At 65.1% G+C, this 22816-nt stretch carries 17 protein-coding genes; 9 read left to right on the top strand and 8 right to left on the bottom strand.

Features of this window, described 5'->3' with window-relative positions; genetic code table 11:
• Window positions 1–10: 10 nt before the first annotated feature.
• Complete coding sequence (locus tag LC060_RS01810; RefSeq protein WP_226632183.1) at window positions 11–1894, bottom strand: M3 family oligoendopeptidase; 1884 nt, start codon at window positions 1892–1894, stop codon at window positions 11–13.
• Between the two features lie 238 nt (window positions 1895–2132).
• On the opposite strand from LC060_RS01810, the gene LC060_RS01805 reads away from it, so the two are divergent.
• From LC060_RS01805 to LC060_RS01790, 4 genes are all read left to right on the top strand, one after another.
• The gene (locus LC060_RS01805) at window positions 2133–4196 is read left to right on the top strand and encodes a S46 family peptidase (RefSeq protein ID WP_226632182.1); all 2064 of its coding nucleotides are present in this window, start codon (window positions 2133–2135) and stop codon (window positions 4194–4196) included.
• Window positions 4197–4283: 87 nt separating this feature from the next.
• On the top strand, window positions 4284–5411 hold the full coding sequence (locus tag LC060_RS01800) for a mechanosensitive ion channel family protein (protein ID WP_226632181.1): 1128 nt from the start codon (window positions 4284–4286) through the stop codon (window positions 5409–5411).
• Between the two features lie 78 nt (window positions 5412–5489).
• Entirely contained in the window at window positions 5490–6815 is a 1326-nt protein-coding gene (locus LC060_RS01795; RefSeq protein ID WP_226632180.1) for a serine hydrolase, read from the top strand.
• Window positions 6816–6863: 48 nt separating this feature from the next.
• Window positions 6864–7649 carry a glutaminyl-peptide cyclotransferase gene (locus LC060_RS01790; RefSeq protein WP_226632178.1) on the top strand — a complete coding sequence of 262 codons (786 nt, stop codon included), beginning with the start codon at window positions 6864–6866 and terminating at the stop codon, window positions 7647–7649.
• A 136-nt stretch (window positions 7650–7785) separates the two neighbouring features.
• Here LC060_RS01790 and LC060_RS01785 read toward each other — a convergent pair whose 3' ends face one another.
• From LC060_RS01785 to LC060_RS01775, 3 genes are all read right to left on the bottom strand, one after another.
• Window positions 7786–10098 carry a CDC48 family AAA ATPase gene (locus LC060_RS01785; RefSeq protein ID WP_226632176.1) on the bottom strand — a complete coding sequence of 771 codons (2313 nt, stop codon included), beginning with the start codon at window positions 10096–10098 and terminating at the stop codon, window positions 7786–7788.
• A gap of 635 nt (window positions 10099–10733) precedes the next feature.
• Window positions 10734–11516 (bottom strand): universal stress protein, encoded by a 783-nt coding sequence (locus tag LC060_RS01780; protein ID WP_226632174.1) that lies wholly within the window; start codon window positions 11514–11516, stop codon window positions 10734–10736.
• A 104-nt stretch (window positions 11517–11620) separates the two neighbouring features.
• Window positions 11621–12529 carry a LysR family transcriptional regulator gene (locus tag LC060_RS01775; protein ID WP_226632172.1) on the bottom strand — a complete coding sequence of 303 codons (909 nt, stop codon included), beginning with the start codon at window positions 12527–12529 and terminating at the stop codon, window positions 11621–11623.
• Between the two features lie 93 nt (window positions 12530–12622).
• On the opposite strand from LC060_RS01775, the gene LC060_RS01770 reads away from it, so the two are divergent.
• From LC060_RS01770 to LC060_RS01755, 4 genes are all read left to right on the top strand, one after another.
• On the top strand, window positions 12623–13330 hold the full coding sequence (locus tag LC060_RS01770) for a CoA transferase subunit A (RefSeq protein WP_226632171.1): 708 nt from the start codon (window positions 12623–12625) through the stop codon (window positions 13328–13330).
• The gene (locus tag LC060_RS01765; protein WP_226632170.1) at window positions 13331–13972 is read left to right on the top strand and encodes a CoA transferase subunit B; all 642 of its coding nucleotides are present in this window, start codon (window positions 13331–13333) and stop codon (window positions 13970–13972) included.
• Window positions 13973–14027: 55 nt separating this feature from the next.
• On the top strand, window positions 14028–14744 hold the full coding sequence (locus LC060_RS01760; RefSeq protein ID WP_226632169.1) for a hypothetical protein: 717 nt from the start codon (window positions 14028–14030) through the stop codon (window positions 14742–14744).
• 130 nt (window positions 14745–14874) lie between these two features.
• Window positions 14875–15420, top strand: coding sequence for a glutathione peroxidase (locus LC060_RS01755; protein ID WP_226632168.1), 546 nt, complete (start codon window positions 14875–14877; stop codon window positions 15418–15420).
• Between the two features lie 140 nt (window positions 15421–15560).
• Here LC060_RS01755 and polA read toward each other — a convergent pair whose 3' ends face one another.
• Window positions 15561–18401, bottom strand: coding sequence for a DNA polymerase I (polA, locus tag LC060_RS01750; protein ID WP_226632167.1), 2841 nt, complete (start codon window positions 18399–18401; stop codon window positions 15561–15563).
• Between the two features lie 272 nt (window positions 18402–18673).
• On the opposite strand from polA, the gene LC060_RS01745 reads away from it, so the two are divergent.
• On the top strand, window positions 18674–19000 hold the full coding sequence (locus LC060_RS01745) for a hypothetical protein (protein WP_226632166.1): 327 nt from the start codon (window positions 18674–18676) through the stop codon (window positions 18998–19000).
• 298 nt (window positions 19001–19298) lie between these two features.
• Here LC060_RS01745 and LC060_RS01740 read toward each other — a convergent pair whose 3' ends face one another.
• The 3 genes from LC060_RS01740 to LC060_RS01730 form a co-directional block, all read right to left on the bottom strand.
• Complete coding sequence (locus LC060_RS01740; protein ID WP_226632165.1) at window positions 19299–20330, bottom strand: serine hydrolase; 1032 nt, start codon at window positions 20328–20330, stop codon at window positions 19299–19301.
• A 475-nt stretch (window positions 20331–20805) separates the two neighbouring features.
• Entirely contained in the window at window positions 20806–22467 is a 1662-nt protein-coding gene (gene groL / locus LC060_RS01735) for a chaperonin GroEL (protein WP_226632163.1), read from the bottom strand.
• A 45-nt stretch (window positions 22468–22512) separates the two neighbouring features.
• Window positions 22513–22797 carry a co-chaperone GroES gene (locus tag LC060_RS01730; RefSeq protein WP_039389248.1) on the bottom strand — a complete coding sequence of 95 codons (285 nt, stop codon included), beginning with the start codon at window positions 22795–22797 and terminating at the stop codon, window positions 22513–22515.
• Window positions 22798–22816: the final 19 nt, after the last annotated feature.

The following is a 22816-nucleotide window of genomic DNA, read 5'->3' as shown; positions in this document are numbered from 1 at the left end:
GCCCGTGCGCTCAGGCGTCCAGAAGCGCCTCGATTTCATCAAGAGTGCGCCCGAACCCGGCCACGAGATCGCGGTAGGGCTGGGGCGAGGCCATATCGAGCCCCGCACGTGTCAGGATATCGGTCGGATAGTCCGAGCCCCCGGCGCGCAGGACGCCGAGGAAATTCTCCCGCTCGGCCGTGCCGCCATCGAGCACCGAGCGCGCGAACCACGTCCCCGCCGTGATCGAGGTCGCGTACTGGTAGACATAGAAGAAGCGGTAGAAGTGGCCGATCATCGCCCATTCCATCTCGTAGGGCGCATCGATGGTGAAATCGGGGCCGTGGTAGCGCCTCAGGATCTCGCCATAGACGCGGCTGATGCTCGCGCCCGAAAGCCCCTCGCCCGCCTCGGCCATCTCGTGGATCTTCAGTTCGAACTCGGCAAACATCGTCTGGCGGTAGAAGGTACCGCGCAGACCTTCCAGACGCATGCCAAGGTAATAGAGCTTCTCCTCCTTCGTCTTGGCCCGTTCGAGCATGTACTCGGTCAGGAACACCTCGTTCGCGGTCGAGGCGATCTCGGCGAGGAAGGTGGGGTAGCGGGCGGTCTCATAAGGCTGCGCCTTGGCCGCAATCAGCGTGTGCATCGCGTGGCCCCACTCGTGAACGAACGTCGAGACCCCGTCGAAGTTCTCCGAGAGGTTGAGCAGGAGATAGGGGTGCACGTCGTAGACCGCCCCATTCATGTAGGCCCCCGCCCGCTTGCCCGGCCGGGGGAAGGGATCCATCCACTTCTTCGCCGTCGCCTCACCCATCAGCCGCACGTAGTCGCCGCCCAGCGGCTTGAGCGCGTCCAAGGCAACATTGCGCATGTCGCCCAGCGTGAAGGTCCGGTCCATCTGCACCAGCGGGGGGTAGATGTCGTAGTAGTGGATGTCGGGCAGCTTGAGCATCCGGCGGCGCAGCTGGAAGTAGCGGTGAAGCTGCGGCAGCCCTGCGTTCACCTCCGATACAAGGCTGCGGTAGACCCCTTCGGGGATGCGGTTGGCGGCAAGCGCCATGGCAAGGCAGCTTTCGTAGCCCCGGTTCTCGGCCTCGAAGACATCGCCCTTGAGCTTGGCCGCAAGCGCCGCGCCGAGCGAGCCTTCATAGCCCTTGAACGCGCTCCAGTAGCTGTCGAAGACGCGCTTGCGGTCGGCCCGGTTCTTCGCGTCGCGGCTATGCGAATAGCCTTGGGCATCAAGGCGCACCTCGCGCCCGTCCGAAAGCGTGATCGTGGGCCAGGGAATGTCCGAGGCGACAAGCTGGTCACGCACGCTGCCCGGCCCGGCAAGCGCTGCAGAGGCCGAAGCCAGGATCGCCTCGCCCTGATCGTCGAGAATATGCTCCGCGCGGCGCAGCGTGTCGCGCAAGGGGAAGGCAAAGCGGCGCGTGAGCGTTTCGTTTTCGGCAATGAAGCGCTCGATGGTCTCTTCGCCCAGATCCAGAACCTCCGGGTCCACCCAGGCCGTCGCCTGCCCCATCTGGCTGAACATGTCGCGCGCCTGCGCCTCGCGCTCCTGCGGGGCGGGCGCGCGCACGTCCTCGTCGGCCTGAAGCGAGGAATAGACGTAGACGCGCATCGCCTTGAGCTTGGTCACCGAGATATCGTCCAGCGCGCGCGCCAGCGCCTGCGCGCTCGTCCCCAGCGTGCCCTTGTAGGCAGCAAGGCGCGGCAGGGCGGCCAGCACCGCCTTGCGCGCCGCATCCCAGGCCTCGGCATCCGGGAACAGGTCGGTCAGGTCCCAGGTCGCGCCCGATCCTGTGGGCACTTCGGCCCCTTGCGCACCGGACGCGCCAAGGCCGGTCAGCGAGGCGGCAACGGGAAGGCTGGCGGCAAGCCCCAGGGCCTTGCGGCGGTCGAGTGCGAACATCGCGGAGAATCCTTTTGCTGCCGTGGGTTGGAATTGGGGGGACCACGGCCTGGCGCGGGAGGCTACCGCCTCACAGCGCGGATACAAGCCATGGTGTGTCGTTGGTCGATCCAAGTAGGCCTTTCGTCGAAGGGCAGGTGATACTGTATCCTTATCCCCGCCCCTCATGCGCTTTGCGCTGGACTTGGCCCCGTTCCTTGGGGAAATCCGGGACATTCCCAGGAGGAGGACCCCTGACATGATCGCTCGCATCCCATCGCTTCACGCCGCCGGCGCCGCCACACTTGCGCTGCTTCTCGCCACCACCTCGACCATCGCCCACGCCGACGAGGGCATGTGGACTTTCGATGGATTCCCCGCCGCGAAGATGCAGGCCGACTATGGCTGGGCCCCCGATCAGGCCTGGCTCGACACCGTGCGCGCCTCGGCCGTGCGCCTCACCGGCGGCTGCTCGGCAAGCTTTGTCTCGGATGCCGCGCTTATCCTCACCAACCACCACTGCGTCGCCTCGTGCCTCTACGACAACTCGACGGGCGACAATGACCTGCTTGAACACGGCTTCATCGCCGCGTCGCTGCGCGATGAAAAGAAGTGCCCGGGCCAGCAGGCCGAAGTCGTGACCAAGATCGAGGATGTGACGGGCGAGGTGAAGGCGGCCATCGGCGCCCTTACCGGCGAGGCGCTGACCAAGGCGCGCGATGCCAGGATCGCCGAGATCGAGGCGGCCAACTGCACCGACACCGCGAAGTTCCGCTGCCAGGTCGTCACCCTGTTCGGCGGCGGGCAGTACAAGCTCTATACCTACCGCAAGTATTCCGACGTCCGCCTCGTCTGGTCGCCGGAGGACCGCGCGGCCACCTTCGGCGGCGATCCCGACAACTTCAACTTCCCGCGCTACTCGCTCGACGGCTCGTTCCTGCGCGCTTACGAGGACGGCAAGCCGGTAAAGACACCGGTCCACCTCACCTGGAACCCGCGCACGCCCCAGGCCGACGAAGCCACCTTCGTGGTCGGCAACCCGGGTTCGACCTCGCGCCTCTATACGCTGAGCCAGCTCGCCTTCGAGCGCGAGGTGCGCCTGCCGATCACCGTCGCCACGCTTTCGGAACTGCGCGGGCGACTGATCCGCGCGATGGAGGAAAGCCCCGAACACGCGCGCGAGGGCCTCGACCTCCTGAGCGGCGTCGAAAACAGCCTCAAGGTCTACATCGGCCGCACCAAGGCCCTGAACGACCCCGCCTTCACCGCCAAGCTGGCCGCGGCCGAAGCGGACCTGAAGGCCAAGAGCGCTGGCAACGCCGAGATCGGCGATCCCTGGGCCCAGGTGGACGCGGCGGTCGATGCCTACCGCACGCTCTACATCCCCTACCGCTACGATGCGCCCTCGGGCACGCTCTACAGCTACGCGCAGGCCCTCGTCATGGGTGCGACCGAACGCGCCAAGCCCAACGCCGAGCGCCTCCCCGGCTACACCGACAGCGCCCTGCCGCTGACCGAGAAGCGCCTGCTCGACGAGGCGCCGGTCTACCCCTGGCTCGACGAGTTGCAGATGGCCTGGAGCCTCTCCAAGGCGCGCGAATACCTGGGGGTCGATGATCCGCAGACCCGCCTGCTCCTTGGCAAGGAAAGCCCCGAGGGCCTGTCCGAGCGCCTTGTCGCGGGCACGAAGCTCGCCGATCCGGCGTACCGCAAGCAGCTGTGGGACGGGGGCCTCGCCGCGATCGAGGCCTCGGACGATCCGATGATCCAGTACGCCCTGAAACTGGACGCCAACCAGCGCGCGCTCAAGCAGAAGGTCGACGAGGCCTATGCCGGGCCGGTCACGCAGGCCGGGGCCAAGCTCGCCGACGCGCGCTTTGCCGCCTATGGCGACAGCCTCTACCCCGACGCCACCTTTACCCTGCGCATCAGCTATGGCCGCGTGAAGGGCTGGACCGAGCGTGGCAACGAGGTGCCCTTCCAGACCACCATGGGCGGCACCTTCGAGCGTGCGACGGGCGCCGAACCTTTCGACCTGCCCAGCCAGTTCGCGGCGAAGGAACGCGCCATCGACAAGGCTGTGACCTATGATTTCGTGACCACCAACGACATCATCGGCGGCAATTCGGGTTCCCCGGTGATCGACAAGGCGGGCACCGTGATCGGTGCGGCCTTTGACGGCAACATCCATTCGCTGGGCGGCAACTACGGCTATGATCCAGTGCTCAACCGCACCGTCGTCGTCTCCACCGCCGCGCTCCAGGAGGCGCTGGAGACCATCTACCCGGCCCCGCGCATCGTGAAGGAACTGGCCGCAAAGTAAGACGATAATGCAAGCGCGCAGGGGCGGATTTCATCCAGGAGCCCCTTCGCGCTTGCAACCGCTGCGCTGCAGCATAGTTTCTTCTCCATGACCGACTTGCTCCAGGACCTGATCGGTGAGCTGCCGAATTGGCTGCAACAAACGATCGTCGCTGTCATCGTGGCCGTTTTCGCGGTTGCGGTTGCGCTCTTCGTCCATGCCCTTCTGTTCCGGCTGCTCCGGCGCTTCGCCAAGGCGAGTGAGAGCGATTCGGACAACCTGGTGGTCAAACGCCTCGCCCGGCCCAGCCGATGGGCGCTGGTCTCCCTCGCGCTTGTCCTCGCCGCCCGTGAGACGCCCGCGCTCGAAGCCATGTGGGAGCGGATCGGCGGGCTGGTCATGCCACTCATGGTGGGCTGGATGGCGCTGGCGATCCTCAACGCCTTCGTCGAGGCGATGGTGCTGCGCGCGGACATCTCGATGGCGGACAACCGCCGCAACCGCCGCCGCCGCACGCGCCTCACCATCTTCGGACGCATCGCGACGTTCGTGATCGTGTTCCTGACCATCGGACTGATGCTCCTCTCCATTCCCGGCGTGCGCGATATCGGCGTAACCCTGATGGCCTCGGCCGGTCTTGCCGCCCTTGCCGTTGGCGCCGCCGCGCAGCCAGCCCTGAAAGCGCTGATTTCCGGCTTCCAGATGGCGCTGACCGAGCCCGTCGTGATTGGCGACGCCGTGATCGTGGGCGGCGAATGGGGCTGGATCGAGGAAATCAAGACCACCTACGTCGTCGTCAAGGTCTGGGACGAGCGGCGTCTGGTGGTCCCGACCAACAAGTTCCTGGAGGAGATCTTCCAGAACTGGACCAAGACCACCTCGCAGCTGATGGGTACGATCCTGCTTTACGTCGACCCTGCGACCCGGCTCGATCCGATCCGGGAGAAATTCATGGAGATCGTCGCGGCGAACGAGCGCTGGGACGGCCGGGTGCGCCATATGCAGATCACCGAGCTGACCCGCGATGCCATCGAGGTGCGCTTCCTGGTCACAGCCAAGGACAGCCCCACCCTGTTCGACTTGCGCTGCGATGTGCGCGAGGCCCTGATCCAGTGGCTCGCCGCCGAGATGCCCGAAGCCATCGTGCGGGGCCGCCTGCTGCCCGTCGGGCCGGTCGAGACGACCCCGCTCGGCGCGCCCTCGGGCGAGGCCATGGCGCAGATGGCCGCACAATAGGGTCTTCCCCCTATTTGCCAGATAGCCACGTTCCCGGCATGCTGTCCCGTGCGCGAAAGGGGAGCGGCAATGTGGCAAATGGCACGAAAGGCCTTGCGGGCCGCAGCGGGTCTCGCCCTTATGGTGAGCGCCCCGCTCAATGTGACCAGCGCCGCGGACGATGTTCCGGTCTCGCAGGAACTGCGCGAGCGCAGCGCGGAAATCCTCATCATTCTGAACGGCGGGGGTGATCCCGCCGCGACCTTCGCCGCCTCCTTTCGCAAGGCCGTGCCCGACGCGCAGATGCAGGCCCTCATCGCCTCGCTCCAACGCCAGCTTGGCACGGCGACAGGTGTCGAAAGCCTGACACCGCTCGGCGAGCACGAGGCCACCTTGCGCCTCACCTTTGAAAAGGGGACGGCGCGGGCCTGGATCGCGCTTTCCCCCCAGGCCCCGGGGCAGGTCACGGGCTTGCGGGTGACCGGCATCATGCCCACCAACATTGCCGAGCTTGCCAGCCTTGACGATGTGGCCGCGGCCTTTGCCGCCGCACCCGGCAAGGCAGGCTTCCTCGTCCAGGATCTGGACGAGGACAGCCCCGCCGTCGCGCTGCGCGGCGAGCGCCCGCTCGCCATTGGCTCGGCCTTCAAGCTGGTGATCCTCGCCGAACTGGTGCGCGAGATCGACGATGGCCTGCGCGAGTGGACCGACACGGTCACCCTCGACGGCACCGAACTTCCCGCAGGAGCCTTTCGCGCCTTGCCGCCGGGCACTCAGGTCCCGCTGCGCCGGCTCGCCGAGGAGATGATCCGGGTGAGCGACAATTCCGCAACCGACGTGCTCCTTAACGAACTTGGCCGCACCCGCATCGAGGCCATGCAGGCCCGCATCGGGTTCACCCATGGCGCGCGCAACATGCCCTTCCTCTCGACGATGGAGGCCTTCAAGCTGAAAGGCGTAGATGGAGGTGCCCTGGGCCACCGCTACCTGGCGCAGGACACGGACGGACGGCGCGCCATGCTGGCGGGCGAGATGGCCGATGTGCCGGGCCGCGCGGTGGGCAATCTCTTTGCCGACGGAACCCCCGTGATGATCGAGCGCCTGGAATGGTTCGCCTCGCCCGCGGACCTCGCGCGCGCGATGCGCTGGTTTCAGGGCCGCAAGGACACCGTGAACGGCCAGGAGGCGCTGCGCATCCTCGCGCTCAATCCAGGCCCTGCAGCAGGCCTGACAGGAGAGGTGTCCTACGCGGGCTTCAAGGGCGGATCGGAACCTGGCGTCCTCAACATGACCGTCCTTCTTAAAGATCGGAGCGGGCGCTGGGTGGTGGTGACCGCCAGCCTCAACGATCCGCGCGCGGGCGTGGACGAAGCGCGCTTCCAGGCCTTGTTCACACGCGCGCTCGAACTGGCGATCAAAGGCTGATCGCAATTCAGCCTTGCGCAAGGTCAAGGGGTTAGGCAGCACAGCATCATGTCCCGTTCCCCGCGTGCCCCCAGGGCCATCCTTCTCGCCCTTGCCCTCCTTCCGCTCGCAAGCGGCTGCGGCGCCGAGGCGGCTCCCGCCCCTGTCTGCGGCTTCACGATCGAGGAGAGCTTCCCCCACGATCCCGAAGCCTTCACGCAAGGGCTCTTCTTCGCCGACGGCGTCCTCTACGAAAGCACTGGGCGCAAAGGTCAGTCGCGCGTTTTCAAGCGCACCTTGCAAAGCACGACGCCGCTCGTCGAAGGCGCGCTCGACCCGACCTTCTTTGGCGAAGGAAGCGTGGCCTGGGGCGACCAGGTCATCAGCCTGACCTGGCGTGACGGGATGGCCTACCGCTGGGATCGCACGACGCTCAAGCCCATCAAGCTCTTCCCCGTCACGGGCGAAGGCTGGGGCCTGACCATCCACGAAGACACGATCTACCAAAGCGACGGATCAAGCCGCCTCACCTTGCGCGATCCGGAAACCTTCGCGTCGACCGGCACGCTCGAGGTGACCGACGAAGGACGCCCGGTCGCGCGGCTCAACGAGCTGGAATGGATCGACGGAGAGATCTGGGCAAACGTCTGGATGTCCGAGCGGATCGCCCGCATCGATCCTGAATCAGGCGTCGTGAAAAGTTGGGTGGACCTCTCCGGCCTTACCGCGAAGAGCGGCGCACGCACCGCCGACGATGTCCTCAACGGTATCGCCTGGGACGCGAAGAAGGACCGCATCTTCGTGACGGGCAAGAACTGGGATACGCTCTACCAGATCACGCCGGACTGTCCGTAACTCCATACGATTCAAGGGGCCATGCCCCTTGACCCCAGAATGGGCGACCTCACCTTTCCCAGCCAAGGTGGCGCGCGAAAGATGAGGTCGACAGTTCGGGGAGCCCGAGGGCGATGGCCCTCGGCAAAGCCCTTTTCTACCCGTGCTTCAATTCCCGCGTAGACTCGACCATGCCCGGCGCAATGAAGCCGAGCGGCGCCACCTCCATCGCGCGCTTCTTCAGCTCGCTCTGCATCTTGGCATACTCCTCCTCCATCTCGGCCGAGACCGAGGCGCGGCTGTCTTCAAGGGCGTTCTCGAAATCGGCCATGGTGACCTTGTCGACCTGGGCGCCTTCGCGCCGAATGGCGAGGAGGCCTGCGCGGCGCACCACATCCTCCAGGTCCGCGCCAGTGTAGCGCTCGGTCCGCTCGGCAATGGCGTCGAGCGACACGTCCTCGGCCAATGGCATGGCCTCGGTGTGGATGCCCAGGATATGCGCGCGGCCTGCTGTATCGGGCGTGCCGACGTAGACCAGCTCGTCGAAGCGGCCGGGGCGCAGCAGCGCCGGGTCGACAAGGCCAGGGCGGTTGGTAGCCCCCACCAGGACCACCGACTGCAGTTCCTCCATGCCGTCCATTTCGGCAAGGATCGTATTGACCACACGCGCGGTTACCTGCGGCTCGCCAAGCCCGCCGCCCATGCCGCGCGCCGGCACGAGGCTGTCGATCTCGTCGATGAAGATGACGCACGGGGCCACCTGACGCGCGCGGGCAAAGAGGCGGGCGATCTGTTGCTCGCTCTCACCGTACCACTTGGAGAGCAGGTCGGAGGACTTGATCGAGATGAAGTTGGCCTCGGCCTCCTTGGCCACCGCCTTGGCCAGCAGCGTCTTGCCCGTGCCCGGAGGGCCATAGAGCAGGAACCCCTTGGCCGAGCGGATACCCAGCTTGTGGAAGGCGGCCGGGTTCTTGAGCGGCAGCTCGATCCCTTCCTTGAGGCGCGTCTGCGCAGCGTCGAGCCCACCGATGTCGTCCCAGCCGATGTTGGGGACCTGCACCATGACCTCGCGCATGGCCGAAGGCTGCACGCGTTTGAGCGCCGCAATGAAGTCGTCACGCTCGACCGACAGGTTTTCGAGCACTTCAGGCGGAATGGCGCGGGCTTCCAGGTCCAGCTTCGGCATGATCCGGCGCACCGCCTCGATCGCGGCTTCGCGGGTGAGCGCGGCGAGATCGGCGCCGACAAAGCCGTGCGTGGTGCGCGCCAGTTCCTTGAGGCTCACTTCCTTGCCCAGCGGCATACCGCGGGTGTGGATGGTGAGGATTTCGCGGCGCCCCCGTTCATCGGGCACGCCGATCACGATCTCACGGTCGAAGCGGCCGGGACGGCGCAGCGCCTCATCGATGGCATCGGGGCGGTTGGTCGCCGCGATCACGACCACATGGGCGCGGCTGTTGAGGCCATCCATGAGCGTAAGCAGCTGCGCGACAAGGCGCTTCTCCGCCTCGCCGTGGACCTGGTCGCGCTTGGGGGCGATCGAGTCGATCTCGTCGATGAAGACGATCGCGGGCGCGGCCTTGGTGGCCTCCTCGAAGACCTCGCGCAGCGCCTTTTCGCTGTCGCCATAACCCGATCCCATGATCTCTGGGCCATTGATCGAGAAGAAGTTGGCCTCGCTTTCGTTGGCGACCGCCTGGGCAAGACGGGTCTTGCCGGTCCCTGGAGGTCCGTGCAGCAGCACGCCCTTGGGCGGGGCGACACCGAGACGGGTGAAGAGCTCGGGGTAACGCAACGGCAGTTCGACCATCTCGCGCAGCTGGCGGATGGTGTCCTCCATCCCGCCGACATCGTCGTAATTGACATCGCCGCGCGGCTCGTGCGCTTCCTCGAAGGTTTCGCGCAGCTCGACCTCGGTGTTCTCGTCGATGTGGACGATCCCGCGCGGGGTGGTCGAGACGACGTTGAGACGGATCTGGGTCAGCGAATAGGCGGGCGCGTTGAACATACGCCGCAGCTGCGGGGGAATGTCCGCCACCTGCTGCTGCCCCGCAGTGGCGACAAGATCGCCCTGCACCATCGGGCGTTGGAAGAAGTTGCGCTTGAGCGCGATGGAGGGGCCCTGCAGGCGCATGTCCTTCTGCGCGGGCGCGAAGACGACACGCTGGGCGGGGCGCGATTCGGCCTTGCGCACCGTGACATGATCGCCCGAGCCAACTTCGGCGTTGCCGCGCTGGAGGCCATCAAGACGTATGACGGAGAGCCCTTCGTCCTCCGGGAAGGCCAGCACGGCGCGCGCGACGGTGACCGACTTTCCGGTCACTTCGAGAACGTCGCCCTCCATGGCTCCGATGGCGGACAGCGCTTCGCGGCTGAGCCGGGCAATCCCCTGGCCGCTTTCTTCCTGACGTCCGGCCGCAACCTGCAGCCGCACCGTGCGATCCTCGACCCTTGATTCGGCGTCGACCATGTCTGTCCTTTCCAAGAACGGTCCGCGCGCCTCGCCTGTACTTCGGCCAAGGCACGCGACCTCACGTGTTTCACGGATAGGAATTAGGAACGGGCCCACGCGATTTCAAACCGTTGGCCAGCAACAGCTCCGGTTGATCGCCCCGAAAGCACGCGTGTTAAGCAGACAAAAAAAGACCCGGACGTTGCCGACCGGGTCGTGGAAGTTTTGGGAGAGGATGCCTGAAAGGCACGTTCCTTATGACCCGAATCGGGGTGTTGTGCAAGTGCGAAATAGCGCGCTCACGATGCATAGGGAGCAAGGTTAATTGCGATACGCGCAATGAACAGATGCAATTAGCGGTATGTCCGGACGCAAATCCGCCATTCCAATTCCTGAATCAACCTTCATGATATTGCTTCACTCACAACTCGCCGAATGTCTCAAAATGCTCACACCGGACGAGCTATGCTGCACTGCGGAAATTATTGAGCTTCCATGACAAATGACCAATCCAGTCGTGCTAACGCTACCATTTGTGGGAGCGAGAATCGCGCAGATGCCATAGGTAGGTCAGCACCAAAAACGGCGCCGATCCCCCACGGGATGGCGCCGCTTGGTCCGAGTTTCAGGTCCGCGTTGAAACGGACGTAAGCTCAGTGGGCCAGGAGCAGAGCCGGCGCGGTTTCCTCGTCGAGGAAGTAGGCAGTCACCCCGCCGAAGAGGAACTCACGGAAGCGGCTCTTGCCGTAGGCGCCCATGACAAGCAGCTCGGCGTGGGCCTGGTTGACCGCGACGGCCAGCGTTTCCTCGGTCGACCCGCGACGCTCGTGCTCTTCGAGCTCGGCGTGGATGCCGTGGCGCGAGAGGTAGCGCAGCGCGTCGGTAGCGGGAAAACCTCCCGACTTCTCGGCCACCGTCACGACCTTCACCATCTGGCAGTCCCCCAGAAGCGGTACCGAGGCCCGCAGCGCAGCGGCCGCCTGTTCACCACCGTCCCAGGCGATGCAGGCCCGACGGATCGGGAATTCGAGCGGCTTGTCGTCGGCAAGGACAAGGACCGGGGTCCCCGACACCAGCGCCAGTTCACCCGCCAGGCCGCCCGAACGCGAAAGGATCGTCACGTCCGACAGGCGCGCAATGCTGCCCAGCGCGCTGACCGGATCGTCCTCGCTGCGCAGGACATCGAAGGAGACATCGTTGCGCGAAAGCTTGGTCTCGATCTCGCTCGCCGAAGCATCGTCCTCGGCCCGCGCCTTGTCGAGCGCCTCGGAGATCACGTAGCTGCCCCCCATCGGGTCCATCGCGATATAGCGCGCGACCGGGGTGTCGACGAGCGCAGTGACATGGCCGCCCGTCTTGCGGGCGAGGTTAAGGGCGGTTTCGATGCGGGCATCATTGCCCGGCTTGCGATCCGCATTGACGAGTATCGAGCGCATAGTCTGGTCTCCCGTTGGCCCGCCCAGTCTAGGGCAAGGTTTCCTCTTCACCATGACGAAGATCAAACATCGTCTTGATAATCAAGGTTCGATTGCGAAACTGTTCAAGTCCGCGCGCTTTCCGGACGCCGTCCTTCTGCGCCCGGCTCGATCCGCAGCGAGGCCGCACGCGCAAACAGGTCGAGGATGACGGGATCGCGCTCCTGCGCGCGCACGGCCGCCTCGAAGTGGACGACATGTTCCGGGCGCGGCAGGAACTCGGCCAGTTCTCCGCGGGCTAGCTGGCTGCGGATCATCGTCTCGGGCAGAACCGCCGCCCCCCTCCCCTGCGCGACGATCTCGATCAGCATGCGCACATTGTTGCAGGTGTGGAGCGTGGGACGGGTGCGCCCGGCCGCCTCGAGCGTGGCCAGGGTCACGCGGTGCAGGGGCGAGTGGTCAGGCAGCGACCAGATCGGCAGGTCCGGCGTCTGCGCCCCGGCGCGCGCCACGTCCGGGCTCGCGGCCCAGACCAGCGCCACCGAGCCGATCGGAGCGGTGCGGATAGCAGGGCTGGCAACGGGCCCGGCCAGGAACACGATGTCGCGCGTGCCGCCCAGGAGCTGCTGCATGAGCCGGGCGGTCAGGTCGAGCTCGATCTCCATGGTGACGCCCGGGCGTTCGCGCTCGATCGCCTGGACCCAGGCGGGCAGGCAGCTCGCCGCCGCGATCTCGCCCGATCCGATCCGGACCGCCCCGGCCGCCCCTGCAAAATCGCTGGCTTCGAGGAGAGCCTTTTCCAGATCGTGGCACAAGGGCTCGCACTGCTGAATCAGGCGCCGGCCACGCGTGGTGAGAACCATCCGGCGTCCCTCGCGTTGGAACAGCGAGAGGCCCAGTTGCTCCTCGATCTCGCGCACACGCGCCGAGATCGCGGGCTGAGTGGTGTTGAGACGCTGGGCGGCCGCGGCGAACGTGCCCAGCCGATCGATCCACATCAGCGTTTCGAGGTGAAAGAGCGCGATCCGTTTCATAACCAATGCATATCATAATCCATAAAAATTAATCGCTATTTGTGATGCGAAGGGCGCGGTAGGCTCCCGCGCGGAAGTTGGAGAAGGAAATCCATGAAAAAGCTCTACCCCAGCGCGGAGGCCGCGCTTGATGGCCTGCTGTCGGACGGCATGCTGATCGCCAGTGGCGGCTTCGGCCTTTGCGGCATCCCCGAGCGCCTGCTCGACGCCATTCGCGATGCGGGCGTGAAGGACCTCACCTTCGCGTCAAACAACGCGGGCATCGACAACGAAGGCATCGGCAAGCTGCTGCGCACCAAGCAGGTCAAGAAGATGATCTCGTCCTACGTGGGCGAGAACAAGGAGTTCGAACGCCAGTTCCTCTCGGGCGAACTGGAAGTCGAGTTCTGCCCCCAGGGTACCTTGGCCGAGCGCATGCGCGCCGGCGGCGCAGGGATCCCCGGCTTCTACACCAAGACCGGCGTCGGCACGCAGGTCGCCGAGGGCAAGGAAGTCAAGGAATTCGGCGGGCAGGAATACATCCTGGAGGAAGGCATCTTTGCCGATCTCGCCGTGGTCAAGGCCTGGAAGGCGGACGAAAGCGGCAACGTGATCTTCCGCAAGACCGCGCGCAACTTCAACGTGCCCGCGGCTACTTGCGGCAAGGTCTGCGTTGTCGAAGTGGAAGAGATCGTCCCGACCGGCTCGCTCGATCCCGACCACATCCACCTGCCCGGCGTCTACGTGCAGCGCCTCGTGCTCGGCGCGCCCTACGACAAGAAGATCGAATTTGTGACGACCCGCGAAAGGGAGGCCGCGTAAATGCCCTGGAACCGTAACGAGATGGCCGCGCGCGCGGCCAAGGAACTGGAAGACGGCTTCTACGTGAACCTCGGGATCGGCATTCCCACGCTCGTCGCCAACTACGTGCCCGAGGGCATGACGGTGACGCTGCAGTCGGAAAACGGAATGCTGGGCATCGGCCCCTTCCCCTATGCCGGTGAGGAAGATCCCGACCTCATCAACGCGGGCAAGCAGACCGTCAGCGAATTGCCGCAGACGGCCTATTTCGACAGCTCGACGAGCTTTGGCATGATCCGCGGCGGGCACATCAACCTTGCCGTTCTGGGCGCGATGGAAGTGGCCGAGAACGGCGACATCGCCAACTGGATGATCCCGGGCAAGATGATCAAGGGCATGGGCGGCGCGATGGATCTCGTCGCAGGCGTGCAGAAGATCATCGTCGTCATGGAGCACTGCGCGAAATCGGGCGATTCCAAGTTCATCCCCGAATGCACCCTGCCGCTGACCGGCAAGAACGTGGTCGACATGATCGTCACCGACCTTGCCGTGTTCCAGCGCCCGGACCACGACAGCCCGTTCCAGCTGGTGGAACTCGCGCCAGGCGTCACGGCACAAGAAGTTGCCGAGAAGACAACGGCCAATTACGAAGTGCGCCTATGAGCTGACACGTCTTCAGGCGTTTCAGGAGGGGATCATCTCCCTTATTTCTCAAGTGTTGCGGGCGACGGCAATTCCGGTTTCGGTTCTTGCCCTGTCGCCCGCACATGCGTCGGCTCAGGAAGATCGCCACTATCCCGACGTTCCCGAGCCCATGGTCTTCGACCTCGTGCGCGGGCTGGGCGCGCGGGCGGGTGAGCTGGAGGTCAACACGCTCGCGACCTCGCCGCTTTCGGGTCAGGACAAAGTCGTCGAATGGGCACCCGAGATCGAATACGCGATCATCGACAATCTCGCGATCGAGTTCGAGTTGCCCTTCGAGAACATGACCCTGACCGAACTCAAGGTGGGCATTCAGGGCACCTTCGGCACTTTCGACGGGGGCCGGATCGTCCACGGGGTCCAGTACCTTGGCATCTACCACCGCGAGGACAAGGCCGCCTCGCATGCGCTTCTCTACCTGCTTGGACGCCAGCACGACGCGCGCTGGAGCACGATGACCATGGTTGGCGTGGGGGATGTACGCGTGGGCCAGTCCGAGAGCGAAGCGGGCCTCCTGGTCAACCACACCACCTTCTACAAGGTCAACGACGCGCAGACCGCGGGGCTGGAGATCAACTACAAGTCGGGCGGAGACGGCGGCTTCCTGATCATGCCGCAGTACCACATGGACGTGGTCGGCAATTTCGGCGTGCAGGTGGGCCTGGGCGTCGACAAGCAGCGCGGCGAGGTCGCCCGGCCTGTTGGCGGCCTGCGCGCCATCGTGGAATTCTAGAGCACGGCAGGGGCAGGACCAATGCCGCGTGGCGAACGTGACAGTGCCTGTGCCTTGCGGCCCCGGAGTGCGTCGCTACATCGGGACAGAGCTTTAACAAGCGTGACGCACAAACCGGAGTTGCCCGAACATGACCGATATCGCCACTATTCCCCTGACCCGGATCGACGGCACGCCGGACACCCTGGGCGCCCATGACGGCAAGGTGCTGCTCGTCGTGAACGTCGCCTCCAAGTGCGGCCTCACTCCGCAGTACGAGGGCCTGGAAGAGCTGTTCCAGCAGTACAAGGACAAGGGCCTGGAGATCCTGGGCTTCCCCGCCAACGACTTCGGCGCGCAGGAACCGGGCAGCCACGAGGAAATCGCCGAGTTCTGCAAGCTGAACTACGGCGTCTCCTTCCCGCTCTTCGCCAAGGCCGACGTCACCGGCCCTGACATGCAGCCGCTCTACAAGGAGCTGACGCAGGCGCATCCGACCAAGCAGGGCCCGGCCGAGGAATTCCGCGACCGCCTGCGCGGCTTTGGCCGTACACCCACCGAGGACCCGGACGTGCTGTGGAACTTCGAGAAGTTCCTCGTCTCCAAGGACGGCAAGGTCGTGGACCGCTTCGCGCCGGGCGTCGAGCCCAAGGATCCCACGCTGGTTGCCGCGATCGAAGCGGAACTGGCGAAGTAAGACGATTCAAGGGGCCATTGCCCCTTGACCCCAAACCGGGCGACCTCACCATTCTTCGCCACCACGGCGCGAGAAAGGTGAGGTCGCCTGGTTCGGGGAGCCCGAGGGCGATGGCCCTCGGATTCTCTCTTTTTTCCGGCTTAGTGTGCCGCGCCCCAGCTTGGGCCCGAGCCGATCTCCACGCCCAGCGGCACAGTCAGTACCACGGCCGGGCCAGCGGCTTCGGCCATGACCTTCTCGATGACCTTGGACGCCGCCTCTACGTCGCCTTCGGGCAGTTCGAAGACGAGTTCGTCGTGCACCTGCAGCAGCATGCGCACATGGCCAAGGCCCGCGTCTTCCAATGCCGGGGTCATACGCGCCATGGCGCGCTTGATGATGTCGGCACAGGTGCCCTGGATCGGCGCGTTAATCGCAGCGCGCTCGGAGCCCTGACGCTCGTTCCCGTTCTTGGAATTGATGCGCGGGAACCAGGTCTTGCGGGCGAAGAGCGTTTCCGAATATCCGCGCTCCCGCACGCCCTCCAGCGTCGAGACGATGTACTTCTGGATGCCCGGGAAGCGCTCGAAGTAGCGGTCGATCATGGCCTGCGCCTCATCCGCATCGGTGCCCAGACGCCCGGCAAGACCCCAGCGCGAGATGCCGTAGAGGATCGCGAAGTTGATCGTCTTGGCCCGCCCGCGCGTCTCGCGGGTCACTTCGCCGAACAGCTCGGTCGCGGTGCGCGCGTGGATGTCCTCGCCCTTCTCGAAGGCTTCCTTCAGGCTGGGGACGTCGGCCATGTGCGCGGCAAGGCGCAGTTCGATCTGCGAGTAGTCGGCCGCGAGCAGGACATTGCCCTCCTCCGCCACGAAGCAATCGCGGATCTGGCGGCCGATCTCGGTGCGGATCGGAATGTTCTGCAGGTTGGGATCGGTCGAGGACAGACGGCCCGTCTGTGCCCCGACGAGGCTGTAGCTGGTGTGGACACGGCCCGTCTTGGGGTTGATCGCGGCTTGCAGCGCCTCGGTATAGGTTGAGCGCAGCTTGGAAAGCTGGCGCCATTCCAGCACCTTGGTCGCAACTTCGGCGCCCTCTTCGGCGAGACGTTCGAGCACCGACTGGTCGGTCGAATACTGGCCCGACTTGCCCTTCTTGCCGCCCTTGTAGCCCAGCTTGTCGAACAGGATGTCGCCCAGCTGCTTGGGGCTGCCGATGGTGAATTCCTGTCCCGCGGCCTCGTGGATATCCTTTTCCAGCGCGCCGATGGTCTCGGCGAACTGGGCCGAGAGCCCGGCCAGCTTCTCGCGGTCGACCTTGATGCCGTGGCGCTCCATCTGCGCCACTACCGGAATCAGCGGACGATCCACCTTCTCGTAGATGCGCGTGCCGCCTTCCTCGGAAAGGCGCGGCTTCAGGAGGCTGTGAAGACGCCAGGTGACGTCCGCGTCCTCGGCGGCGTAGTGGGTCGCCTTGTCGAGCGGAACCTCGCCGAAGGGGATCGCCTTCTTGCCCGTGCCGCACACGTCCTTGAAGGCCATCGGCTTGTGGCCAAGGTGGCGCTGCGAAAGCTCGTCCATGCCATGGCCGCCGCCCACACCATCGGTGCCGCGCCCGGCATCAAGGCAGAAGCTCTCGATCATGGTGTCATCGATGGGCGCGACCATGATCCCATAGCGGGCGAGCACGTTAATGTCGTACTTGATGTTCTGGCCGATCTTGAGGACCGCATCGTCCTCCAGCAGGGGCTTCAGGAGCGCGATGGCCGTGTCCATGTCCACCTGCGGCGGCTTCTCGGCGAACATGTCGCTGCCACCGTGGCCGAGCGGGATGTAGCAGGCTTCGTTGGGACCGATGGCCAGGCTCACGCCGACAAGGTCAGCCTGCATCGCCTCCAGCGCCGAGGTCTCGGTATCGACGGCCAGGATATGCGCGGCCTGCGCCTTCTTCACCCAGGCTTCGAGCGCCTCTTGCGTCTGCACGCATTCGTAGGCCGCGTAGTCCACCGCAGGCATCTCGGGCAGAGACTGGCGCGCCGCGCCCTCGGCCGGACCTGCGCCCGCATTCTGCGCCTTGGCCGGGTTGAGATCGGTCGCCTTGGAGGGGCTGCCGTTCCCGGTCTCGAGACGCTTGAGGAGGCTGGTGAAGCCGTGCTTACCTAGGAACTCGGCCAGCGGCTCAGGCGGGATGGTATTGAGCTTCACCTCGTCTAGCGCCATCGGCAGCGCGCAGTCTTCCTTGAGCGCGACAAGAACACGGCTGAGGCGGGCCTGCTCGGCCTGCTCGATCAACCGCTCCTTGAGCTTGGACTTCTTCATGTCGGGCGCGGCGGCCAGCACGCTTTCCAGATCGCCATGCTCCTGAATGAGCTTGGTCGCGGTCTTGGGGCCGACGCCGAAGACCCCCGGCACGTTGTCGACCGCATCGCCCATGAGCGCGAGCACGTCGCCCACCTTGTCAGGGGTGACGCCGAACTTCTCCTCCACCTCGGGAATGTCGATGCGCAGGTTCTTCATCGTGTCGAGCATGTCGACCTTGCCGCCACCTTCGGCGCAGGTGCCGACCAGCTGCATGAGGTCCTTGTCCGAGGAAACGATGGTGACGTCCCAGCCCTCACGCGCGGCAGCGCGCGCGTAGGAGGCGATGAGGTCGTCCGCCTCATAGCCCTGCTCCTCGATGCACGGCAGCGAGAAGGCGCGCGTGGCATCGCGGATCAGCGGGAACTGGGGCACCAGATCCTCGGGCGGCGGCGGACGGTTGGCCTTGTAGTCCTCGTAGATGTCGTTGCGGAAAGACTTGCTGCCCGCATCGAGGATCACCGCCATGTGCGTGGGCCCTTCGGCCTTGTCGAGATCCTCGGCCAGCTTCCACAGCATCGTGGTATAGCCGTAGACCGCGCCCACGGGCGTGCCTTCCGGGTTCGTGAGCGGAGGAAGACGGTGGTAGGCGCGGAAGATGTAGGCCGAACCGTCGACGAGGTAGAGATGCTGCTTTGGCTCCATGAACAGGGCTCTAGCAGCGCTTTGCCCGAAGGTCAGCAGGCAGGCGCGCTGGGCCGTGCAAAAGCCTCCGATCAACGCCCCTCACGCGGCTCCCCGACAAAAACCTTCGCCTTGTCGCGGGAACCTTTGCTCTATGCACATGTTGGTTGTCGAGTGCTTGAACGGGGCGCCCGTGACTTCTAGCGAACGGACGAAGTCGTCTCATGAAGGCTTAGGAACACGCTGCAACGGCGTGCCGGATACCGGAAGTAACAAAGAGGGAATACTGAGAGATGCGCAAGATTCTTATTGCCACCACCACTGCCGTCGCCGCGCTTTCGCTGGCCGCCTGCTCGGAACAGACCGAAGACGCCACCGAAGCTGCGGCCTCGTCGGCTGCCGACGACATGGGCTCCTACGCCGACCAGGCCGGTGAAGAGATGGACGCGATGGGCGATTCGATGGAAGACGCTGCCAACGACGCGGGCGCAGCCATGGACGAGGCCGGTGACGATGTCGAAGACGCAGCCGCCAATGCCGCTTCGGACGCCGAAGCCGCGGCCAATGACGCCGCCAACGAGATGGCCGACCACACCGACGGCGATCCCAGCACCAACTGATCGGGACAGGGGCCTCACCGCCCCTGCTGCCACTCGGCAAGTTACGAAACGGGCGTTCGGAGAGATCCGGGCGCCCGATTTCGTTTAACGGCAAAGGTCAGAGCGGAAGGTGCTGGAAGGAAATGGATTTCCAAGGGATCATCACCCCTTGACCCCAAAATCGGCGCCCGCACGGCTCTCAGCCCCGGCAGCGCTTGAAAGGTGAGCTAGACATTGTGGGGAGCCCGAGGGCGATGGCCTTCGGAGCTGCTTTTCTTTTGACTATCTGATTCTGGGCAGGAGGCCAGAAGCCTGCAAATCAGCGCGAGGCGACGGCGCGCGCGCCGCGAGCCTCGGTCAGGTAGCCATTGTAGACGGTGCGCGCGATGCTCGCGATGCGGGCCTCGCGATTGGGGCGGCTGCCCTGCCCGGTCACGTAGATGGCAACGGCGAAAACATCGCCATTGGGCGTCTCGACGATGCCCACGTCGCTCGACGTGTTGTGGAGCGAGCCGGTCTTGTGGTGGATCATCGCACCATCGGGAATGCCAGCGGGAATACGGCGGCGGCCCGTCACGCAGCGGCCCATGATCGCGATCAGGGTGTCGCGGCTGCGCTTGCTCAACCACTGGCCTTCGTAAAGCCCGCGCAGCAGCGTCACCATCGCCATGGGCGTGGCGCTGTCGCGCTTGTCGATCACGTTGGCCGGGTCCAGCGCACCATCGTCACGCACGAGCGTCGCGATATCGCGATCGAGGTGCCAATCCTCGATGCCCGCCCGGCGCACCCAGGCATTGACGGCATCGGGTCCGCCCACGACGCGCAGCAAACCGTCGGTCGCGTAGTTGTTCGAGCGCGTCAGCATGAGTTCGAGCAGCTTGGCGGCAGTCAGGTACTGGCCTTCGCGAACCGGCGCGACAGCCGAGGAGAAGGGCTTGGACGAGACCGGGATCAGCATCGGAAATTCGCTGGTCAGCGTCCACTTGCCCTTGTCCACGCCTTCCAGGAACGTCGCGGCAATGGCGATCTTGCTGGTGCTGGCCATCGGGAAGCGCTGGTCGCCCAGCACATCGAGCGTGCGACCCGTGCGCAGATCCACAGCGGCCACCCCAATGCGCCCGTTCGAGGCTTCAGCAGCGGCGGCCAGCTGGCGCTCGAACATCGTCGAGTAGACCGGCGGCCCGCGCATCTCGGTGCCGAAGAGCGAATCAAATGAGGTCTGGACGGTCCCGACGTTGTCGGCGTGCGCGGGCGCCACAGGCACCACGCTGGCCACGGCCAACGCCGCGAACGATAGAAGTCGCCCCGTGCCCAAGCGGCACTGCGAAAGGAGTTTGCCTGCCCTGATCATGCGAAACCCATCCTAGTCGTAACCACCTGATGACAGGTTAACACAGGTTCGACCAAACGCCACGAGCGCTCGACGAAGCGCATGGGGCGTGCGAGCAATTGCGCGCTTGTGAAGTTTCGTGTCGCCTTGTGGTCGTAAACGACCCCTTTCACGCCTCAATCGCACAGGCTCACGATTCGCATGGAGCCGCTGGGCGCCGCAGGACCGTTAAGAGAAGTAGGAAGAAGATATCCGAGGGCCATCGCCCTCGGGCTCCCCACAATGTCTGCCTCACCATGCGCGCGCTGCGGTGGCCGAGAGAGGCTAGGTTGCCGATTCCGGGGTCAAGGGGCGATGGCCCCTTGAAAAGGTCGTGCTTCCCGAAGGCCTGCTCGAACTCTCTAACCTGACGCGAGCCGGAGCACAACGAAAAGGGCCGGGAGGATCGCTCCTCCCGGCCCATTCAATGTTCAGCGCGTGGCTGGGACAGGTCGGCTTAGAAGCCGCCCATGCCGCCCATGCCACCCATGCCGCCCATGCCGCCCATGTCGGGCATGCCGCCGCCAGCAGCCTTGTCCTCCGGAGCGTCGCAGATCGCGGCCTCGGTGGTGATCAGCAGGCCAGCAACCGAAGCGGCGTCCTGCAGCGCGGTGCGAACGACCTTGGTCGGGTCGATGACGCCAGCGGCCACGAGGTTCTCGTAGACGTCGGTGGCGGCGTTGAAGCCCTGGGTCTCGTCGTCTTCACGCAGCAGGTTGCCGGTGACAACCGCGCCGTCGAAACCGGCGTTGGTCGCGATCTGACGGGCCGGAGCCATGATCGACTGACGCACGATGTCGACACCGCGGGTCTGGTCGTCGTTCTCGCCCTTGAGGCCTTCGAGAGCCTTGGTGGCGTAGAGAAGCGCGGTACCGCCGCCGGGGACGATGCCTTCTTCAACGGCGGCGCGGGTCGCGTGCAGCGCGTCGTCGACGCGGTCCTTGCGCTCCTTCACTTCGACTTCCGAAGCACCGCCGACCTTGATGACAGCAACGCCGCCAGCCAGCTTTGCAAGGCGCTCCTGGAGCTTCTCACGGTCGTAGTCCGAGGTGGTGATCTCGATCTGCGAGCGGATCTGCTCGACGCGTGCCTTGATCTCTTCGGCCGAACCCGCACCATCGACGATGGTGGTGTTGTCCTTGTCGATCGTGACGGTCTTGGCTTCGCCCAGCATCGGCAGCGTGACGTTCTCGAGCTTGATGCCGAGGTCTTCCGAGACCATTTCGCCAGCGGTCAGCGTCGCGATGTCGCCGAGCATGGCCTTGCGGCGATCGCCGAAGCCCGGAGCCTTGACGGCTGCGACCTTGAGGCCGCCGCGCAGCTTGTTGACGACGAGCGTGGCCAGCGCCTCACCCTCGATGTCCTCGGCGATGATCAGGAGCGGACGGCCCGACTGAACAACGGCTTCGAGGATCGGGAGGATCGACTGCAGGTTCGAGAGCTTCTTCTCGTGGATGAGAATGTAGGGGTTCTCGAGCTCGACCGTCATCTTCTCGGGGTTGGTGACGAAGTACGGCGAGAGGTAGCCGCGGTCGAACTGCATGCCTTCAACGACATCGAGTTCGAAGTCGAGACCCTTGGCCTCTTCCACGGTGATCACGCCTTCCTTGCCGACCTTTTCCATGGCTTCGGCGATCTTCTCGCCGACTTCCTTGTCGCCATTGGCCGAGATCACGCCGACCTGCGCGACTTCCGCGTGGCCGGTGACGTCGCGCGAGCGACCCTTGAGGTTCTCGACGACCTTGCCGACCGCGAGGTCGATGCCGCGCTTGAGGTCCATCGGGTTCATGCCCGCTGCAACCGACTTCATGCCTTCGCGCACGATGGCCTGGGCCAGAACGGTGGCGGTGGTGGTGCCGTCACCGGCCGCGTCGTTGGCCTTCGAGGCCACTTCGCGGATCATCTGGGCGCCCATGTTCTCGAACTTGTCCTTGAGTTCGATTTCCTTGGCGACCGAAACACCGTCCTTGGTGATGCGGGGCGCGCCGAAGCTCTTCTCGATGACGACGTTGCGGCCCTTGGGGCCCAGCGTCACCTTGACGGCGTTGGCGAGGGTGTCGACACCGGCGAGGATGCGCTCACGGGCGTCGCGCGAGAACTTTACGTCCTTGGCTGCCATTTTGGTATTCCTTTCAGGATATCAGGTAGAAGAAGAAAGCGATGCTCAGCCGATGACGCCGAGGATGTCGCTTTCCTTCATGATGAGCAGGTCTTCACCGTCGACCTTGACCTCGGTGCCCGACCACTTGCCGAAGAGCACGCGGTCACCGACGGCGACGTCGGGGGCGACGAGCTTGCCGTCAACGACGGCGCCCTTGCCGACCGAGACGATTTCGCCTTCAGCGGGCTTTTCCTTGGCACTGTCGGGGATGATGATGCCACCGGCCGTCTTTTCTTCGGCCTCGACGCGGCGCACGAGAACACGGTCGTGCAGCGGACGGAAAGTCATGGGAGTCTCCCTTAAGTCC

Origin of the sequence: Novosphingobium profundi (assembly GCF_020524485.1) — a bacterium.
GTDB classification, from domain to species: domain Bacteria; phylum Pseudomonadota; class Alphaproteobacteria; order Sphingomonadales; family Sphingomonadaceae; genus Novosphingobium; species Novosphingobium profundi_A.
This window is presented reverse-complemented; position numbering and strand designations above follow the sequence as displayed.

What these genes read in the sequence shown, in the direction of transcription:
- LC060_RS01810 (WP_226632183.1), bottom strand. Translation starts at nt 1,894, where the DNA reads ATGTTCGCACTCGACCGCCGCAAGGCCCTGGGGCTTGCCGCCAGCCTT.
- LC060_RS01805 (WP_226632182.1), top strand. Translation starts at nt 2,133, where the DNA reads ATGATCGCTCGCATCCCATCGCTTCACGCCGCCGGCGCCGCCACACTT.
- LC060_RS01800 (WP_226632181.1), top strand. Translation starts at nt 4,284, where the DNA reads ATGACCGACTTGCTCCAGGACCTGATCGGTGAGCTGCCGAATTGGCTG.
- LC060_RS01795 (WP_226632180.1), top strand. Translation starts at nt 5,490, where the DNA reads ATGGCACGAAAGGCCTTGCGGGCCGCAGCGGGTCTCGCCCTTATGGTG.
- LC060_RS01790 (WP_226632178.1), top strand. Translation starts at nt 6,864, where the DNA reads ATGTCCCGTTCCCCGCGTGCCCCCAGGGCCATCCTTCTCGCCCTTGCC.
- LC060_RS01785 (WP_226632176.1), bottom strand. Translation starts at nt 10,098, where the DNA reads ATGGTCGACGCCGAATCAAGGGTCGAGGATCGCACGGTGCGGCTGCAG.
- LC060_RS01780 (WP_226632174.1), bottom strand. Translation starts at nt 11,516, where the DNA reads ATGCGCTCGATACTCGTCAATGCGGATCGCAAGCCGGGCAATGATGCC.
- LC060_RS01775 (WP_226632172.1), bottom strand. Translation starts at nt 12,529, where the DNA reads ATGAAACGGATCGCGCTCTTTCACCTCGAAACGCTGATGTGGATCGAT.
- LC060_RS01770 (WP_226632171.1), top strand. Translation starts at nt 12,623, where the DNA reads ATGAAAAAGCTCTACCCCAGCGCGGAGGCCGCGCTTGATGGCCTGCTG.
- LC060_RS01765 (WP_226632170.1), top strand. Translation starts at nt 13,331, where the DNA reads ATGCCCTGGAACCGTAACGAGATGGCCGCGCGCGCGGCCAAGGAACTG.
- LC060_RS01755 (WP_226632168.1), top strand. Translation starts at nt 14,875, where the DNA reads ATGACCGATATCGCCACTATTCCCCTGACCCGGATCGACGGCACGCCG.
- polA (WP_226632167.1), bottom strand. Translation starts at nt 18,401, where the DNA reads ATGGAGCCAAAGCAGCATCTCTACCTCGTCGACGGTTCGGCCTACATC.
- LC060_RS01745 (WP_226632166.1), top strand. Translation starts at nt 18,674, where the DNA reads ATGCGCAAGATTCTTATTGCCACCACCACTGCCGTCGCCGCGCTTTCG.
- LC060_RS01740 (WP_226632165.1), bottom strand. Translation starts at nt 20,330, where the DNA reads ATGATCAGGGCAGGCAAACTCCTTTCGCAGTGCCGCTTGGGCACGGGG.
- groL (WP_226632163.1), bottom strand. Translation starts at nt 22,467, where the DNA reads ATGGCAGCCAAGGACGTAAAGTTCTCGCGCGACGCCCGTGAGCGCATC.
- LC060_RS01730 (WP_039389248.1), bottom strand. Translation starts at nt 22,797, where the DNA reads ATGACTTTCCGTCCGCTGCACGACCGTGTTCTCGTGCGCCGCGTCGAG.